Origin of the sequence: Pseudomonas sp. R5-89-07, assembly GCF_003851685.1 — a bacterium.
Classification (GTDB): domain Bacteria; phylum Pseudomonadota; class Gammaproteobacteria; order Pseudomonadales; family Pseudomonadaceae; genus Aquipseudomonas.
Window position 1 is genome coordinate 4,956,393 of record NZ_CP027727.1, and the last position, 16,344, is coordinate 4,972,736.

Here is a 16,344-nt window from a genome sequence, read left to right on the forward strand (position 1 = left end):
GTCGCCCTCATGGCGTACGGATCTCTTGCACATTCTTGCGCTTTTGTCGGGGGCGGGGATCACAGCGCCCTGGCGGCGGAGTAGGATGCAAAAGGTCGGAGATCACACCATGCCAGCGCTCGAATCCCTACACGTCTTCCAAGCCCTCAACCGCTCGCCCAACGCACGCCTGGAAGCCTGCGCCGAGCTCGGTGACGGTGTGTCCGCGGCGTTGTGGAGCAACCACCACGACGCCCAGGATTACCAGGCGCCCAGCCATCACACCTTGTCGTGCTACATCGGCGGCGGCACCGGCACCTTTCGCCGTGACCAGCCGGGCACCAAGGGTGGGCCCGACAAACTGTGCATCCTGCCGGCCGAGCATCAGTCGGCCTGGGTGATCAATGGCGAAATTCGCCTGGCCCATGTCTACTTCAGCCCCGAACAATTCGCCCTCGGCTGCGTCACCCTGCTCGACCGCGAACCTCGCGAGCTGCAACTGCGCGAAAGCACCTTCCTCGAAGACGCCAGCCAGGCCGCACGCTTTCACCAATTGATCGCCCTCAACTGGCACGAACCCGGCGAACGCCTGCTGACCAGCAGCCTGGCCCACGAAATGCTCAGCCACACCCTGCTCAGCCAGGTCGGCGCCCGCGAGGGGCTGCGCGTCAAAGGTGGGCTGGCCGCGCACCAGCGGCGGCGGTTGGTGGAGTACATCGATCATCATCTGCAAGACGCCATCAGCCTCGGCCAACTCGCCGATCTGTGCGCCCTGTCGGAGTACCATTTTGCGCGCATGTTCCGGCAGAGTTTCGGCCTGCCGCCGCACCAGTACCTGCTGGCGCGCCGGCTGGCCCGTGCGCAGAGCCTGTTGCGCAGCAGCGCCCTGGCCGTAGGCGAGATTGCCTGGAGGTGCGGTTTTTCCAGCGCCAGTCATTTCAACCAGCGCTTTCGCCAGGCCGTGGGGGCGGCGCCGGGGGACTATCGTCAGGCGTTTCGCCGCTAGCCCATCAGGCCCAGGGTCTTGGCCTTGGCCACGGCCTGGGTGCGCCGTTCCACCCCCAGTTTGCTGTGGATACGCCGCGCGTGAGTCTTGACGGTGTGCAGGGAGATATACAGACGGTCGGCTATTTCCAGGTTGGAATTGCCCAGGGCGATCAACTGCAGCACTTCCAGTTCGCGCTGGCTCAGCGGGTTTTCCGTGACACCGACTGGCGAGGCTTGCGGCTCCAGCCCCAACTCACTGAGCAGTCCCGGTGCACGTAAACGCAACTCGCGAACCGCCTGCTGCACCTGGCAACGCGCGGCCAATTCCAGTCCGGCTTGCAGCGCCAGTCGCGCCTGGACCGGCTCTCCCAGCCGCCAGCTCACCTCCCCCTGCACCAGTTGCAGTTCGGTTTCCAGGCACAGCATGCCACGTTGCCGGGTGCTGTCGAGCAAGGCGCTGAGCCGCTCGAGCGGGTGTTCGGCGCAGCCCAGGCTGACCTCGGCCAGCACCAGCAGGTACTCAAGACGCGGGATCAATTCCAGTGTGGCCGGCGGCGCCTGCTTGGCATATGGCCCTTGAAAGTGACGCAGCACCCGACGAACCGCTTCCACGGTCAATTCCGCGCGCCCTTGCTGCAACCAGAAATGCCCGCTAACCAGCAAAAGAACCGCGCGGTACACCAGGACCGGGACGTGGCGCTGCTGCATCAGCCGCTCGGCATCGCGCAGTTGGATAAACGCCTGGGCGTAATCACCGCGATTGGCCGCCAGCAACGCCAGCCCGAGAAACCCGTAAAGCACACGCTTGTCCTGGCTGTGCAGGCAAAGGTTCAAACCGGCCTCGAAACACTCGCTCGCCAGGGCGTCCTGCCCTTGACGCAACGCGAGATGCCCGCGCCGCAGGGCAATCCGCCCCATCAGTGGCCCAGCCTGCAAGCGCTGCCCGACCAGCATCGCCTGCACGCCTTCCAACAGGCTTTGCGCCCGGTAAGGCGCACCACGCTGTTCCAGCAGTTGGGCGTGATCCAGCTCAAGCAAGGCTTCCAGCACCAGCGAACCGTGGGCGCGGGCCAGGCAAAGCGCTTCACGGTTCAGGGCTTGGGCGATGTCCAGTTCACCGCGCAGCATGGCTTGCTGGGTCAGGCCCGACAAGCACATCAGGCGCGATGTCCAGGCACTCTCGGGCAAGGCTTGCAGCGCTTCGAGGAAATGCTCGCGCGAAGGCTCGGCATCACCGCTCAAGTGCAACAACCAGCCGACTTGCGCCTGCCAGCGCGCCACCAGGTGGCGCTGCGCAGTCGCGGTCGGGCGCGGTGCAAAGCGCGCCAACTGGTCGATGCACAACGCCGCCTGCTCGAACCGTCCGGCAAACAGCAGTGCGGCCGTGACCAGGCCTACCAATTGCGCCGAGCCGAGCATCAGTTCATCACCATGCTGTTCATGCAGGCGCAACAGCAACTGGGCATTTTGCCCGCGAAACAAGTCTTCGAAACTGAAGTGCTGCAACAGACTCACCGCCCCTTCATATTCCTGCGCCAGCAGCGCTTGCTCGAAGGCGGCCTGCCAGTCCTGCTCAGTGCTGAACCACTGGCAAGCGCGCCGGTGCCAGGCGCGCTTGGCGGCCCAGGGCTCGTCGCGCAGCACGCGCGCCAGCGGGGGAAAGATCTGCAGCCATTCAGTGGTGCCCTCCCAGGGCTGGATAAACGCACCCAGGGTTTGCAACTCCCGCAAATACTGCGCGCCGTCACCCGAGCCAAACAGGTGTTCACACAGGCTCGTATTGAAACGCGGCAGATTGGCCAGCACCCGCCAGGCTTCGGCCAATTCCGCCGGCAAGCTGCTGAACACTTCGTGTTGCAGATAATCGAGCACGGTTTTATCGGGATGGCCGTCGCTGAGCAGCGCGATGCGCACGCCGGCACACCAGCCTGCGCTCAATTGCATGATGCTATCGACGCTCTGCCCTGGGCTGAGCAAGGCTTGGGTTTCCGTAGCACTGAAAGCCAGTTCAGCACTGCCGCACTCCAGCAGTTCGTCATCGAGCAGCAGTCGCGGCCAATTGCACGCCGGCCGCCGTCGCGCCCCCAGCCACCAGGTCAGCGCCGGGCTGCTGGCGGTGAGCAACCGATCCAGCAAGGCGTCCAGCTCAGGGGCGGGTAGACGGCAAAAATCATCCAGGAACAACCAGGCCGTGGGCTGCCATCGCTCCAGATCCAGCAATAACGTCGCTTCATCGGTATACGGCAGCCCCAGGCTGTGGGCCAGGCGCCGGGAGAAATCGCCAGGGCATGCAACCACACCATTGAGCGCCAGCCAATGAACCTGACACCCAGGCGGCGCCTGCAATGCACACTCGGCGAGCAGCGCGCTCTTGCCACTGCCGCCCGGTGCGCACAGCAACTTCACCCGCGTCGGCGCCGCGAGCAAAGGCGCAGCCAGACGCGGGCGCAGAACGTGGTGAGCGGACAGCCGAGGCATGAATCCAGGACGGTCCAGGCAGCGTGTCATGGCGGTCATTGCTGCATCCTGCTTTTTTATTGTGATGCAACCCTAGTCCTGTGGTGGGCGGTTGTTGAAGAAGTATTCAGCGGGGTGATTGAAAGACATGCGCAAAACCCAATGTGGGAGGGGGCTTGCCCCGGTACAAACCGGGGACATCGTTTACATTTCTAACCGGGGACATGGTTTACAGGTTAATACGCATGATCAGGAGGTAACTGATCATGCCCTGGAACCAAGAGTCTCCGATGAATCAACGAATCAGACTGGTTGCCGACTGGCTTTCTGGCAACTACACCAAAAGCCAGTTGGCACGTCGCTTTGACGTTAGTCGGCCTACGGTCGACAAATGGATTGCCCGGCACAACGGCGATTTAAAGTCCTTATCCGAGCTGTCCCGACGACCTCACAACAGCCCAAATAAAACCGACGACGAGATCTTGGCTCGTGTGGTGGCGATGAAGGAGGCCCACGATAAATGGGGGCCTAAGAAGCTTCTCGAACTATTACGGCTTGAAGATCCTTCCGTCGCCTGGCCTTCTCCAAGTACAGCGGGCCAGTGGCTTGATCGACTTGGGCTCGTCAACAAACGACGTTTCAAGCGCCGGCACAGTATTTCCCAGGCAGAAATGCGAGAGGCCAACGAACCTAACAAGACTTGGTGCGCTGATTACAAAGGGCAATTCAAGATGCTTGACGCGCAGATGTGCTTCCCTTTAACCGTTACAGACCACGCGTCCCGGATGATTCTGGCGTGCAGGGCCCATCCCCAGATCAAGACCCAGCCAGTAAAACAAGCATTTGAAAGGCTTTTTCAGGAGTACGGCATGCCGGAAGTTATCCGTTCGGACAACGGGGTTCCGTTCGCCTCTCCGGGTCTGGCAAGAATGTCCACATTGGCAGTTTGGTGGATTCGTCTGGGCATCTATCCGGAGCGCACCATGCCAGGAAGACCCGCCCAGAATGGTCGCCATGAGCGAATGCACCGTAGTTTGAAACTTGAGCTGCCCATAGGGAAAAACTTAGTCGAGCAGCAGCTTTTGCTGGAGCATTTCAGGCATGAGTTCAATTACGTACGCCCTCATGAAGCCCTCGGCATGAAACGTCCGGGAGACCTATATGTGCCGTCTACCCGACTTTACCCAGGTTGTTTGCCCGATGTGGAGTATCCCGCAGAAATGAGGGTTCGCAGCGTCAGACAGGACGGATCGATCAAATGGAACGGCAAGTTGTTATTTGTCAGCGAGGCACTATCTGGGGAAAGGATAGGACTCAAAGAAGTTGAAGATGATGTTTGGGATTTGTACCTGTGTGATTATCCCCTGGGGAGGCTTGGGCGAGGTATGACCCGCGTCCAGGCCTCAAATGTGTAAACGATGTCCCCGGTTTCAGATGTAAACGATGTCTACGGTTCTACACCCCGATGGCGGTGCATCAGTCGACCCATCCATTGACTGACACTCCCTCATCGGGGGCAAGCCCCCTCCCACAGTGTGATCACATTTCACGTCCAGAATCAGCGTACGCCTTCGGACCTAAGCGCCGCCGGGGTGTAGTCCGCGGCCTTGGCCGCGAAGCCGAAGACGAAGCTGCTCTTCTCCTCGTTCTTCATCCCCAGCGCGAGGTAGCGCCCGGCGATCAGGTCGTACAGGGTTTCCACGGTGTAGGCCGGCACCTGGTGGTCGTAATAGAACTGGGCATGGCCTTCGGCGACGCGCCACAGTTGGCCGCGACCGTCGTAGTGGTCCACCAGGGCCACCTGCCAGCTGTCTTCGTCGATGTACATGTGGCGCTTGGCGTAGATATGGCGCTCGCTCGGCTTGACGGTGCCGACCACTTCCCAGACGCGATGCAGCTCGTAGCGGGTCAGGTCCTGGTTGATATGCCCGGCCTTGATGATGTCGTCGTACTTGAGGCTCGGCGAATCGAGCTTGTAGCTGTTGTAGGGGATGTACAGTTCCTTCTTGCCCACCAGTTTCCAGTCATAGCGGTCGGGCGCGCCGGAGAACATGTCAAAGTTGTCGGTGGTGCGCAGGCCGTCCGAGGCGGTGCCAGGCCCGTCATAGGAAACCTGCGGCGCCCGCCGCACGCGGCGCTGGCCGGCGTTGTAGATCCAGGCCAGGCGTGGCTCCTTCACCTGGTCGAGGGTTTCGTGCACCAGCAGCACGTTGCCGGCCAGCCGCGCGGGCGCCGTGACCGATTGCTTGAAGTAACTCAGTACGTTGGCCGCCTTGGCCTGGTCGATATCGGGAATGGCCTGGGGCACCGCCACTTCTTCTTCGAAGCGGATCGGTGTGTAGCTGCCGTTGGTCTGCGGCGTGGCCTGGGTGATGATGCGGCGCAGGTTACCGCCGTGGTAACGGGTGATGTGGTTCCACAGCACCTCCACGCCGTTCTTTGGAATCGGGAAGGCGTAGTAGCGGTTACCAGTGAAGTTCTCCAGGCCGTTGCCGTCGTTGATCGCCTTGACGTTCAGTGCGCTGCGCTTGATCGACTCGTAGATATCCGCCGGCAGGTTGACCGTACGGTGGCTCGGATACACCGGGATCTTGTAGGTCTCGGGGTAGCGCTTGAACATCGCCACCTGGCCGTCGGAGAGCTTGTCCTTGTACTTGTCGACGGTGGCGGCGGTGATCACGAACAGCGGTTTTTCACTGGCGAACGGGTCGGCGAGAAAGCCCTTGCTGTCCACCGCGCCGGCGTTTTTCGGGATGCCGCCGGTCCAGGCCGGGATCGAGCCATCGGCGTTGCCGGCTTTTTCAGCGCCCACCGGGGTCAGGGTCGTGCCGAGCTTGGCGGCTTCTTCCGGCGATACCGCGGCCATCACGTGGGCGGCCAACAGGCTCAGGGCCAGCACTGCAATTGTCTTACGCATAGGTTCTTGTCCTTCTTTAAGCCAAATCAGAAGTTCACGCCGAAGCTGAGGGCGAGGAAGTCGCGGTCGGTCAGGGTGTTGTAGTCGCCGCCAAAGAAGTCGGTGTAGCTCAGGCTAGCGGTGTAGGTGCTGCGGTAGTCCGCATCCACGCCGACGCTGATGGCCTTGGCGCCCTTGTTGAACAAGCCGTTGGGGCCGTAGCCGGCGACGTCATGGGACCAGGACAGGTTGGGCTTGAGATTCACCCCGGCAATCGCGTTGTTGTAATCCAGGATCGCCCGCGCGCGGTAGCCCCAGGAGGTGGAGGTGACGAAACCGTCGGTATCCCCCTGGAAACCATAGGCGCCGTACACCGAGTCGCGGCCATAACGCAGCTTGGTTTTGTCTTCCAGGCCCGCGACGTGCACCACGGCCGCCTCGCCCACCAACGTCAAGCGCTCGGCGCCCAGCACCTGGTCGAAGAACTGGGTCATGGTGCTTTGGATCTGGGTGATTTCCTTGCGGCGGTAGCCTTTGTTGTCGGCGCCAAACGAGCTGCGGATCGGCGACGCGGTATTGCCGGCGATGGGGTTGACCAGCGCCAGGGTCAGGTCGGTGGTGTTGAGCTGCACCGGGGCATTGGGGCGGTAGCTGATTTCTCCGGTCCACGCCGTGCCTGTGGGCAAGGTGGTGGAGAAGCTGGCGCCGAACAGACGGATATCTTCCGGGTAGTCCAGGTAGTACTGGCCACGTCCGAGCATGGTGCTCTGGGCCAGCGCCGAACCAAAGCCCGGCGGGGCGGCGGCACCAATGGCGCCGATGGTCGCCAGGTTGGTATTGGCGGTGATGGTGCCCACGGTCGGGGTGCGGCTGTGGTAATTCATGAAGTACAGGCCGTACTCGGTGTCGTCGCCCAGCCAGCGCAAGGCGGCGCCGAACTGGCCGGAGTCACGCGCATCACGGTCGGCGGCGCGCTGCACCACCACCCCTTCGCGGGTGACGACAAAGCCTTGGCCACGCGCTGCTGCGATCGGTTGCAGCGGTGCAATCGCCGGGCTGCCCACCGTGTAGTTACCGGTGCAGCCATCCGCCGCTACGTCACCACCAAAGAAGGTGCCGCAGTTGTCCAGCACGGTCTGGTCCCACTCAAGCTGGTAGAAGCCTTCGACGGTCAGTTGATTGGTCAGGCTCTGGGAGGCGAACAGCATGTTCACCGGGATCAGCCCTTCCTTGATCTCGGCTCCCGGACGACGAAACGCTGACACGTCGATCGGGTTGATGCTGTTGATGGAGTTACCGATGAAGGTACTTTCGCCCCAACTGACCACCTGCTTGCCGGCGCGCACGGTGCCAGGCAGGTCGCCCAGGGAATAGTTGTGATAGACGAAGGCGTCGAGGATCTGCGCACCGCTGGATTTGGCGCCTTCCTTGCGGTTGTGGTCGCTGATGGGCTTGAACTCGCGGTCTTCGTCCTTGAGTTCGAAGTCGTACCAGTACTTGCCCCGCACGAACACACCGGTGTCGCCGTATTTCAGCTCAAGGTCGTGCAGGCCCTTGAAGATTTTCGAGAAAGTCTCGCCCTTCTTGAAGTTGAGCCGCCCGTCATCCCCGGTGGACGCCTGGCCTGTGCCGCCGTTGACGGTGCCAACCAGGCTCTTGTCGGCATCGCGCATGCCCCAGCTCGCACCGACCGACAGCGAGGAATCGAATTGCCCTTCGATCTCGCCAATGTTGAACGAAACAGCCTGAGCCTGGGCACAGCAGCCCAGTGCAACCGCTGCGGCCAGCGCCTCTGGCTTGAAGATGGCGCGCATTGTTGTTTTTGTCATGCGTCTTCCCCGGTGAGTGACAGAAGGCCCCACCCTACTGCCGCCCATGGGGAGCGATAAGCGCACCAAGGAGGTATTCGTGTTGTCGCTCGAAAGGATGACAAGCCGCGCCGGCTGGGGTTGCGGCAGGTGTCATGGATTGGATGGATGAGGCGCTATCAGAAGAATCGATGGCGTGGTGGCAATTATTGTCGTTTTGGTAACAGTCATTGTCCTGATTTGCTATTACTCATTCTGTTACAAGCGACTATTCTTAACTCGCTTTCAGGGCAAACGGCCCGCTTCCAGACTCGGGAGAAAAGCCTGAATTCAACGGATTGCTCGTATATTCAATCTGTTACCGGTGTTCACTGACGTTGATTTATCGCTCCTTGATCCAACGTCTTACTTCGGCCGCTGCCTTTGCAGCGGCCTTTTTTATGCCTGAAATAAACACGGGGCGCCGTCGACGCCCCGTGAGATTCACTATTCTTATGGCAACGATCAGAGACTGAACTTCTGCAAGTTGGCCATCATCTCCTTCAATGCCTCGATCGTGTCCTTGGGGTGCGCCGCGCCTTCGAAGTCACAGATCTGCTGCCAGTGCGCCGCCACGTCATCTGGCGAAAAGCCCGCCTCAGGATCAAACCCCACGCCCAGACTGCGCTCCCAACGGGTCTTGCCGATCCAGCCGCCGCCCACCTCGAACAACCCCGACGTTTCCTGACAGGCTTCGCTACCCAGGTACACCACCAATGGACTGATCAGTTCCGGTTTGAGGCGCTCGAACACCTGCGGCGGGATCAGACCTTCGGTCATGCGCGTAGCACCGGTGGGGGCAATCGCGTTGACCAGGATGTTGTTCTTGCGTCCTTCCAGCGCCAGGGTGCGGGTCAAGCCATACAAGCCAAGCTTGGCCATGCCGTAGTTGGACTGGCCGAAGTTGCCGTAGATGCCCGAGGTGGACGCGGTGAAGATCACCCGGCCATACGCCTGTTCGCGCAGATGCGGCCAGGCGGCGCGAGTGACTTTGTAGGCGCCTTCGACATGCACCCGGTAAACCAGGTCCCAGTCGCTGTCCTCCATCTTGTGGAAGGTCTTGTCGCGCAGAATACCGGCGTTGTTCACCACGACGTCGATACGGCCGAATGCATCCAGCGCGTTCTGCACGATTTTATCGCCGTCGGTGACGGAGTCATGGTTGGCTTGCGCAATACCACCCGCTTCGCGGATTTCGGCCACCACCCGGTCGGCCGCCGAGGCATTGGCGCCCTCACCCTGGGTCGAGCCACCGAGATCGTTGACCAGTACTTTGGCACCGTGCCGGGCAAACAGCAGTGCATGGGCCCGGCCCAATCCACCGCCGGCACCGGTGACGATCACGACCTTATCCTGCAACTGCACTGACTGACTCATACCGAACTCCTGTGGCGACGATGGCGATGGGCAGAGTGTCAGGCACGGGGCCTTTGGTCACAATAAATACGGCCGACGCTGAATGGTGCTCAATAAGGCAGCGGGATGATGCCGTCGGCCGGCGCGAGGCTCAGGAACAGGCCACACGCGCTGATCGCTGACCGATACGCTCGCGAAACACCTGGTAATGCCTGAGCACCTGTACCGGCGCCTCGATCTGTGGGTAATGGCCGATGTTGGCCAGCAATATCGCGTCGGCATGCGGCACAAGCTGTTGATAGCGCTCCACCATATGCCCGCCGGAAATAGGGTCGACCTCACCGTCGATGACGCGCAGCGGCACTTCATCACGTTGCATCGCCGCCACCCAGCGGTCACGCAGGCGCCGGCGCTGGGGAATATAGTTGATCAGTTTATGCAGGATGCGCGGGCCGTCGTTGTGTTCAAGCAGGCTCCAGAAATCATCCAGCGCGCTTTCGCTGGGCCGCGTCTTAGGTCCGAATATCTGGTTGAAACTGTTGGCCAGGCCGTTTCGTCCAGTGGCGCGGCCAATCATCCAGCCCAGGGGGCTGAGCAATAATTTTTGCACCAAGGTTGCGCGGTGGGTTTCAGGGAACAGCCCACCATTGAGGAACACACAACTGGCCATTTGGAACCGGCCCTCGTAATGCCGGGCCAGGAGTTCCTGGGCAACGCTGTCGCCGTAATCATGGGCCAATACGTGCACCGGCTTTGCCACTCCCAAGTGTTCAAGCAGCGCCTGTTGCAGGTCCGCTTGCTCCAGCAGGCAATACTCGTGGTCCAGCGGCTTGGCCGAGTCGCCAAAACCGAGCATGTCGCAGGCAATCACCAAATGGCGCTGGGCCAGGGGCTGCCACAGGTAATGCCAATCCCAACTGGCTGTGGGAAAACCATGAATCAGCAGCAGCGGCTCGCCCTGTCCGGCCACCCAATAACGAATGGAGCGGCCGCGAAAGACGAAATCCTGGCCGCGTTTGCGCCAGGCGCTGAGCGGTATTTCGGCAAGTGGCATCAGCTTTTATACCCGGGGTCCTGACTGTCCAATTTGCGCAGCAACGCCGGCCAGGCCAGCGCCCCCCCCATACCTTGGGCGCTTTTTGTGACAGCTGCCACCATCGCCTTGGCACCGGCCAGCACCTGCGGCTCGATGGAGATCAACTCGGCAGCGCCGTTCTGTGCCAGCACCTGGATGTCACAGGCACGCTGGAACGTGAACATCATCAGAAAGGTGTCGGCAATGGTCGCCCCGCAGGTCAGCAGGCCGTGGTTGTGCAGCATCAGAAAGTTGTTTTCGCCCAGGTCCGCCTGCAGGCGCGCCTTTTCATCGTGATTGAGTGCCACGCCTTCATAAGCGTGATAGGCCAGGCTCGACAGCACAAACAGCGATTGCTGGCTGATCGGCAACACGCCCTGCTTTTGCGCGGACACGGCGACACCGGCAGCGGTGTGGGTGTGCAGCACGCAGGTGACGTCATGGCGCACTTCGTGGATGGCGCTGTGGATGGTGTAGCCTGCGGGGTTGATCTCGTAGGGGCTGTCCATGCGCTTGTTACCGGCCTGGTCCACCTTGACCAGGCTCGAGGCGGTGATCTCGTGGAACATCAGCCCGTACGGGTTGATCAGAAAGTCATCGGTGCCCGGCACCTTGGCCGAAATATGCGTGAAGATCAGGTCATCCCAGCCGTGCATCGCCACCAGGCGATAGCAGGCCGCCAGGTCGACTCGGGCTTGCCATTCGGCCGCGCTGACCTGGTCTTTGACATTCTGCGACGATAGAACGGGGGCTAGGCTCACGATAAGGACCTCCTTGGCGCACTTATTATTGTTTTGCGAGTGAGAGGCCAGTCTAGTCAGACGCCCTGGCTTGCGGAGTTGCCTTGGCAGCCAGCTTGATGACTGAGCGAGTCAGCCAAGAGAATAGTCCAAACGGGCGTCAGAGAAGCGCCGCCAATAAAAGCACGCGGGGGCAGCGCCTCACGTCCGGTCAACGCTGCAGTGCAGTGCTCAACTCGGCCAGCCACGGCTCGGCGTCGGCCTCCGGAGTCACGCTTTCGCTGGCGTCCAGGCGCAGCATCGGCAGCACTTCGTGTACGCCCAACTCAGCGAACAGTTCGCGCATTTGCTCGCCGCCGCCGCAGAAGGTGTCGCCGTAGCTGGCGTCACCCAGGCCGATCACCGCACCGGGCAGGCCGCGCCAGGCGGCGGGCAGTTGGTCGCGAATGCTTGAATACAGCGGCTGCAGATTATCGGGCAGCTCGCCCATGCCGGTGGTCGATGTGACCGCCAGGAACGCTTCGGGGCCGAAGGCCTGTACGTCCGCCAGCGTGGCACGCGGGTTGTGCCAGGCTTCAAAACCCGCAGCTTCCAGGATTTTCTGGGCGTGGCGGGCGACTTCTTCAGCCGTACCGTAGACCGAGCCGGAAAGGATGGCGACTTTCATCAATCTGATCCTGTAGTTGAGCGAAAGCGTGGGATATTAGCAGCTGGTGCAGATTTTTCAGTGCGCGCCGTGCAACATTCAAGACGTGTCATAAACTTCAGATCTCAATAACAAGCCATGGACCGCTCAATGATCAACGCCAAGCTGATGCAAATGGTGATCAACGCCTCCAACGACGGGATTGTCGTCGCCGAACGAGAAGGTGCGGACAAGCCGCTGATCTACGTCAACCCGGCCTTCGAACGCCTGACCGGGTATACCCTGGACGAGATTCTTTACCAGGATTGTCGCTTCCTGCAGTCGGGCGACCGTGACCAGCCGGCCCTGATGGCGATCCGCGAGGCGCTCGACAACGGTGGCGCGTGCCGGGAGATCCTGCGCAACTACCGCAAGGACGGCACGCATTTCTGGAACGAGCTTTCACTGTCAACGGTGTACAACACGGCCGACCAGCAGACGTATTTCGTCGGTGTGCAAAAAGACGTCACCACGCAGGTAAAGGCGCAACAGCGCGTCGCCCAGCTGGAAGCCCAGGTAGCCGAGCTTAAAGCTGAGCTGGCGGCGCTCAAGGCGACGAGCGGAATTAACAAGCTGTAAAAATGGCGGTCTTTAGAGCGATAATGGCCTTTTAATGCCCAACCCTTGAGCTATATCAATGCACCGCGATGCTCTACTGACTCAGGACGAGCTGGATTTTATCCAGAATATGCAGCACAACCCGCAGCTCAACCTGCGGGATGCATGGTCGAGCCTGACGGTCAATGGCGGTGCGCAGATTCGCGACTTGCTCACTCGGCTGGCCGCTCACGACCAAGTCACCATCCAGGCGCAGTTCGACAACCAGCAACTGACCTTCCCCCTGCATCTGGTGGAAGATGAGTTTCATGCGGTGCATCTTCGCCTGGGCGTGCCGAGTATTTTTGAAGACGGGCCGATGGTCCGCCCGTGGCGCCTGGCCCTGGAAACACCGGTAGCCCTGGAGAACGTCAAGGGCTACGCCAGCGCACTGTGGGTGCACGAAGTGTCGTTCAAGGGTGTGCTGGTAGAAGGGCGTGGCCGAGCCAAACCGCCGAAGACTTTTTCTTTATGGTTCAGCCCATCCGGTTACGAGCGCATTGCGCTGCGTGGCACGCTGGAGCGGGAAACCGCCCGGGGCTTGTTCGCCTATCGCCTGAGCCAGAGCGATGTCGACGAGATCGAGCGCCTGCGTCAGTTCATTCTGCACCAGCACCGCCTGGTCCATCCCCAGGTCCACGCCTGATTTCAGCTGTCCAGGCGCCCATCGAGAAACTGCTGCAAGCGTTGCGGCATCAAGCGCCCGTCATTGCCCAGGCAGCCCACGGCTGAATCCTGCAGGTCTTCCTCAGCGAGGTCCGACGCGGCACCGGCCAGAAACAACGGGCAATCCAGGGTCAACCCCAGGCGATTCAAACGCCCGGCCAAGTCATGGTTGTGCGAGTGGTTGGAGAACACTACCAGCGCCAGGGGCTTCATCCGCTCGCACACCAGCGTCAATTCCTCGAACGGCTGGCCCATGCCCAACACCTTCACTACCCGGTCATCGCCGCTTAGCATCAGCGCCGCGATGAGCAATTCCAGTTTACGGCACTCACCGGGCATAGCCGCCAGCAGCAGGCGCGGTGCAGCGCAGGTGCTCGCCCGGTTCAGTTGTTCGAACGCCTGCATGCGCAGGAAGGCATCATAAAAAAGCCACTCGCTGGCCTGGCCGAAATAGCCCTGGTGGCGCAGCAGGTCATTCCAGAGGGGCATGAAAACGTCTTGAAAGGCAACGTGAAGCGGGTATGTGGCGTTGACTTGCGCATAGAGGCTCGCCAATTGACGATCGTCAAAGGCTTTGACCGCCTGCATCAAGCGCACCTGCCACTGCGACCATTGGTTCTCCTCCACGCCGTCGCGTTCGGCGTGGACCGCTTGGGCCTGTTCATCGTCACGGGCGAGGAGCTTGCCGATCTTGCTCACGGTCACGCCGCGCTCGATCCAGTCGAGAATCCGATTGACGGTTTCAATATCGGTCCTGGAGTAGAGGCGGTGCCCGCTTTCGGTGCGCGTGGGCTGGATCAGCCCGTAGCGCCGCTCCCAGGCACGCAAGGTGACTGGGTTGACGCCTGTCAATCTCGAGACTTCCCGAATTGGAAACAGCTGATTCGAATCTGTCGGAGTTAGTCGCGAAATGCTATCAGTCGGAGCAATAATCACGGGCATTGTTGACCAAATGTGCAGCGCTGAATGAACCTTATTTAACGCTTTTAGAGCTGTCTTTTTCAAGGCCCGTACTTATCGGACCAATGTCTCTGGTGTATTTCGGCAAAAGAGGAATAATCCTTGCCTGTTTTTCAGAGGGTGGCCTTATCCGGCTCCCTCTTTGTGCGCCACCTACCCGGTTCAGCGCACCCGTCTATCTGGAGATACACAATGTCTACCTCACCCGTCACCCTGATGGTCGCGCGCCGCGTGGCCAAGGGTCGCTACGAAGAGCTGATGGCCTGGCTGCGCGAAGGCGAGCAATTGGCTACCGACTTCCCCGGTTACCTGGGTTCCGGCGTGCTGGCTCCGCCGCCCCATGACGACGAATTCCAGATCATCTTCCGCTTCGCCGATGAAAAAACCCTGCATGCCTGGGAGTTTTCCGCCTCGCGCAGCGCCTGGCTGAGCCGTGGCAGCGAGCTGTTCGCCGACCCGTCCGAACATCGGGTAAGCGGCATCGATGGCTGGTTCGGTGCCGTGGGCGCCCGTCCGCCCCGCTGGAAACAGGCAGTGGCAATCTGGCTGGCCTTTTTCCCGGTGTCGCTGCTGTTCAACTTTGGCCTGGCCCCCTTGCTCGGCGACCTGGATTTGTTCAGCCGGGTGCTGGTCAGCACCTTGGCGCTCACACCGCTGATGGTGTACTTCTTTATTCCGCTGTCGACACACCTGCTGGCAAACTGGCTGCATCCCACGCCACCCCGCAAGGCCAGCGAAGCGGCTGCTTGAGTACAGGGCAGACGCGTCGCTGGTATAGTTTCCACCTGCCAGCGACGCGAGCTTCCCATGACTGCAACCAACGCCCCGATCCTGATCACCGGAGCCGGCCAGCGTGTCGGCCTGTATTGCGCCGAACGCCTGCTGGACGAAGGACAGTCGGTGATATTCAGCTACCGCAGTGAACGCCCGGGTGTGCAATTGCTGCGCGAACGCGGCGCGGTCGGCGTGTTTGCCGACTTCTCCAGCGAAGCAGGGATTTTGGCGTTCATCACCGCGCTCAAGACCCACACCGATTCGCTGCGCGCGATCATCCACAACGCCTCGGCCTGGATCGCAGAAACGCCTGACGACGAAAGCCATGCCTTTACCGACATGTTCAGCGTGCACATGCTTGCGCCGTACCTGATCAACCGGCATTGTTCACCTTTGCTGCAACGCTCGACACCCGCCGATATCGTGCATATCAGCGACGATGTGGTGCGCAAGGGCAGCCGTCAGCATATTGCTTATTGCGCCACCAAGGCCGGTCTCGACAGCCTTACCCTGTCGTTTGCTGCGCAGTTCGCGCCGTTGATCAAGGTCAACGGCATTGCGCCGGCCATGGTGATGTTCAACGAGGACGACGACGCGGCCTACCGCGCCAAGGTCCTGGCCAAGTCGGCGCTGGGCATCGAGCCCGGGGCCGAGGTGATCTACCAGAGCGTGCGTTACCTGCTGGACAACCCCTATGTCACCGGGACCACCCTGACCGTCAACGGCGGGCGGCATATCAAGTAAGCCGTATTTGAGGATGTTGTATGACTGTGTCCCTGCCCCACCATTACCGAGAAATCCTCAAGGGCCTGGGTGAAGATCCCGAGCGCGAAGGCCTGCTCGACACGCCCAAGCGCGCCGCCAAGGCCATGCAATACCTGTGTCACGGCTACGAGCAGAACCTGGAAGAAATCGTCAATGGCGCGCTCTTCGCGTCCGACAATGACGAGATGGTGATCCTGCAGGACATCGAGTTGTACTCGCTGTGCGAACACCACCTGCTGCCCTTTATCGGCAAGGCCCATGTAGCCTATATTCCGACCGGCAAGGTGCTGGGCCTGTCGAAACTGGCGCGCATCGTCGACATGTACGCCAGGCGCCTGCAGATCCAGGAAAACCTCACGCGGCAGATCGCCGACGCGATCCAGCAGGTCACCCAGGCGGCCGGCGTGGCGGTGGTGATCGAAGCCAAGCACATGTGCATGATGATGCGCGGCGTGGAAAAACAGAACTCAACCATGAACACCTCGGTGATGCTCGGCGCGTTCCGCGAGTCGAACACCACTCGCATGGAGTTCCTGCAACTGATTGGACGGAGCAAGTAG

15 protein-coding genes are annotated in these 16,344 nt (G+C 61.0%); 7 read left to right on the forward strand and 8 right to left on the reverse strand.

Features of this window, described 5'->3' with window-relative positions; translation table 11 throughout:
- Positions 1 to 109: 109 nt before the first annotated feature.
- Complete coding sequence (locus tag C4J94_RS22655) at positions 110 to 985, forward strand: helix-turn-helix domain-containing protein (RefSeq protein ID WP_124388149.1); 876 nt, start codon at positions 110 to 112, stop codon at positions 983 to 985.
- Here C4J94_RS22655 and C4J94_RS22660 read toward each other — a convergent pair.
- Positions 982 to 3,483 carry a LuxR C-terminal-related transcriptional regulator gene (locus C4J94_RS22660; RefSeq protein WP_124388150.1) on the reverse strand — a complete coding sequence of 834 codons (2,502 nt, stop codon included), beginning with the start codon at positions 3,481 to 3,483 and terminating at the stop codon, positions 982 to 984. The genes C4J94_RS22655 and C4J94_RS22660 overlap by 4 nt on opposite strands.
- Before the next feature lie 206 nt (positions 3,484 to 3,689).
- Here C4J94_RS22660 and C4J94_RS22665 point away from each other — a divergent pair, with 206 nt between their 5' ends.
- Complete coding sequence (locus tag C4J94_RS22665; protein WP_124384938.1) at positions 3,690 to 4,838, forward strand: integrase core domain-containing protein; 1,149 nt, start codon at positions 3,690 to 3,692, stop codon at positions 4,836 to 4,838.
- 143 nt (positions 4,839 to 4,981) lie between these two features.
- Here the strand turns inward: C4J94_RS22665 and C4J94_RS22670 are convergent, their stop codons facing one another.
- The 6 genes from C4J94_RS22670 to C4J94_RS22695 all read right to left on the reverse strand — a co-directional run bounded on the left by C4J94_RS22670 (position 4,982) and on the right by C4J94_RS22695 (position 12,004).
- Positions 4,982 to 6,340 carry a DUF1329 domain-containing protein gene (locus C4J94_RS22670; protein WP_124388151.1) on the reverse strand — a complete coding sequence of 453 codons (1,359 nt, stop codon included), beginning with the start codon at positions 6,338 to 6,340 and terminating at the stop codon, positions 4,982 to 4,984.
- A 26-nt stretch (positions 6,341 to 6,366) separates the two neighbouring features.
- The gene (locus C4J94_RS22675) at positions 6,367 to 8,148 is read right to left on the reverse strand and encodes a DUF1302 domain-containing protein (RefSeq protein ID WP_124388152.1); all 1,782 of its coding nucleotides are present in this window, start codon (positions 8,146 to 8,148) and stop codon (positions 6,367 to 6,369) included.
- 483 nt (positions 8,149 to 8,631) lie between these two features.
- Positions 8,632 to 9,543: an SDR family oxidoreductase gene (locus C4J94_RS22680; RefSeq protein ID WP_124388153.1), complete on the reverse strand. Its 912-nt coding sequence runs from the start codon at positions 9,541 to 9,543 to the stop codon at positions 8,632 to 8,634.
- A 130-nt stretch (positions 9,544 to 9,673) separates the two neighbouring features.
- A complete protein-coding gene (locus C4J94_RS22685) occupies positions 9,674 to 10,576 on the reverse strand; it encodes an alpha/beta fold hydrolase (protein ID WP_124388154.1) in 903 nt (300 codons plus the stop codon).
- A complete protein-coding gene (locus C4J94_RS22690; RefSeq protein WP_124388155.1) occupies positions 10,576 to 11,358 on the reverse strand; it encodes a class II aldolase/adducin family protein in 783 nt (260 codons plus the stop codon). The genes C4J94_RS22685 and C4J94_RS22690 overlap by 1 nt, the downstream gene beginning before the upstream one ends.
- Positions 11,359 to 11,548: 190 nt before the next feature.
- On the reverse strand, positions 11,549 to 12,004 hold the full coding sequence (locus C4J94_RS22695) for a flavodoxin (RefSeq protein WP_124388156.1): 456 nt from the start codon (positions 12,002 to 12,004) through the stop codon (positions 11,549 to 11,551).
- A gap of 129 nt (positions 12,005 to 12,133) precedes the next feature.
- Between C4J94_RS22695 and C4J94_RS22700 the strand changes: the two genes are divergently transcribed.
- Entirely contained in the window at positions 12,134 to 12,601 is a 468-nt protein-coding gene (locus C4J94_RS22700; RefSeq protein WP_124388157.1) for a PAS domain S-box protein, read from the forward strand.
- A 58-nt stretch (positions 12,602 to 12,659) separates the two neighbouring features.
- Positions 12,660 to 13,265 carry a hypothetical protein gene (locus C4J94_RS22705; protein WP_124388158.1) on the forward strand — a complete coding sequence of 202 codons (606 nt, stop codon included), beginning with the start codon at positions 12,660 to 12,662 and terminating at the stop codon, positions 13,263 to 13,265.
- 2 nt (positions 13,266 to 13,267) lie between these two features.
- Here C4J94_RS22705 and C4J94_RS22710 read toward each other — a convergent pair whose 3' ends face one another.
- Positions 13,268 to 14,227 (reverse strand): MerR family transcriptional regulator, encoded by a 960-nt coding sequence (locus C4J94_RS22710; protein ID WP_124388159.1) that lies wholly within the window; start codon positions 14,225 to 14,227, stop codon positions 13,268 to 13,270.
- A gap of 210 nt (positions 14,228 to 14,437) precedes the next feature.
- On the opposite strand from C4J94_RS22710, the gene C4J94_RS22715 reads away from it, so the two are divergent.
- From C4J94_RS22715 to folE, 3 genes are read left to right on the forward strand one after another with little or no spacing between them, the layout of a single operon-like run.
- A complete protein-coding gene (locus tag C4J94_RS22715; protein ID WP_124388160.1) occupies positions 14,438 to 14,995 on the forward strand; it encodes an antibiotic biosynthesis monooxygenase in 558 nt (185 codons plus the stop codon).
- 57 nt (positions 14,996 to 15,052) lie between these two features.
- Positions 15,053 to 15,763 carry a dihydromonapterin reductase gene (gene folM / locus C4J94_RS22720; RefSeq protein ID WP_124388161.1) on the forward strand — a complete coding sequence of 237 codons (711 nt, stop codon included), beginning with the start codon at positions 15,053 to 15,055 and terminating at the stop codon, positions 15,761 to 15,763.
- A gap of 20 nt (positions 15,764 to 15,783) precedes the next feature.
- On the forward strand, positions 15,784 to 16,344 hold the full coding sequence (gene folE, locus C4J94_RS22725; RefSeq protein ID WP_124388162.1) for a GTP cyclohydrolase I FolE: 561 nt from the start codon (positions 15,784 to 15,786) through the stop codon (positions 16,342 to 16,344).

What these genes read in the sequence shown, in the direction of transcription:
- C4J94_RS22655 (WP_124388149.1), top strand. Translation starts at nt 110, where the DNA reads ATGCCAGCGCTCGAATCCCTACACGTCTTCCAAGCCCTCAACCGCTCG.
- C4J94_RS22660 (WP_124388150.1), bottom strand. Translation starts at nt 3,483, where the DNA reads ATGACCGCCATGACACGCTGCCTGGACCGTCCTGGATTCATGCCTCGG.
- C4J94_RS22665 (WP_124384938.1), top strand. Translation starts at nt 3,690, where the DNA reads ATGCCCTGGAACCAAGAGTCTCCGATGAATCAACGAATCAGACTGGTT.
- C4J94_RS22670 (WP_124388151.1), bottom strand. Translation starts at nt 6,340, where the DNA reads ATGCGTAAGACAATTGCAGTGCTGGCCCTGAGCCTGTTGGCCGCCCAC.
- C4J94_RS22675 (WP_124388152.1), bottom strand. Translation starts at nt 8,148, where the DNA reads ATGACAAAAACAACAATGCGCGCCATCTTCAAGCCAGAGGCGCTGGCC.
- C4J94_RS22680 (WP_124388153.1), bottom strand. Translation starts at nt 9,543, where the DNA reads ATGAGTCAGTCAGTGCAGTTGCAGGATAAGGTCGTGATCGTCACCGGT.
- C4J94_RS22685 (WP_124388154.1), bottom strand. Translation starts at nt 10,576, where the DNA reads ATGCCACTTGCCGAAATACCGCTCAGCGCCTGGCGCAAACGCGGCCAG.
- C4J94_RS22695 (WP_124388156.1), bottom strand. Translation starts at nt 12,004, where the DNA reads ATGAAAGTCGCCATCCTTTCCGGCTCGGTCTACGGTACGGCTGAAGAA.
- C4J94_RS22700 (WP_124388157.1), top strand. Translation starts at nt 12,134, where the DNA reads ATGATCAACGCCAAGCTGATGCAAATGGTGATCAACGCCTCCAACGAC.
- C4J94_RS22705 (WP_124388158.1), top strand. Translation starts at nt 12,660, where the DNA reads ATGCACCGCGATGCTCTACTGACTCAGGACGAGCTGGATTTTATCCAG.
- C4J94_RS22710 (WP_124388159.1), bottom strand. Translation starts at nt 14,227, where the DNA reads ATGCCCGTGATTATTGCTCCGACTGATAGCATTTCGCGACTAACTCCG.
- C4J94_RS22715 (WP_124388160.1), top strand. Translation starts at nt 14,438, where the DNA reads ATGTCTACCTCACCCGTCACCCTGATGGTCGCGCGCCGCGTGGCCAAG.
- folM (WP_124388161.1), top strand. Translation starts at nt 15,053, where the DNA reads ATGACTGCAACCAACGCCCCGATCCTGATCACCGGAGCCGGCCAGCGT.
- folE (WP_124388162.1), top strand. Translation starts at nt 15,784, where the DNA reads ATGACTGTGTCCCTGCCCCACCATTACCGAGAAATCCTCAAGGGCCTG.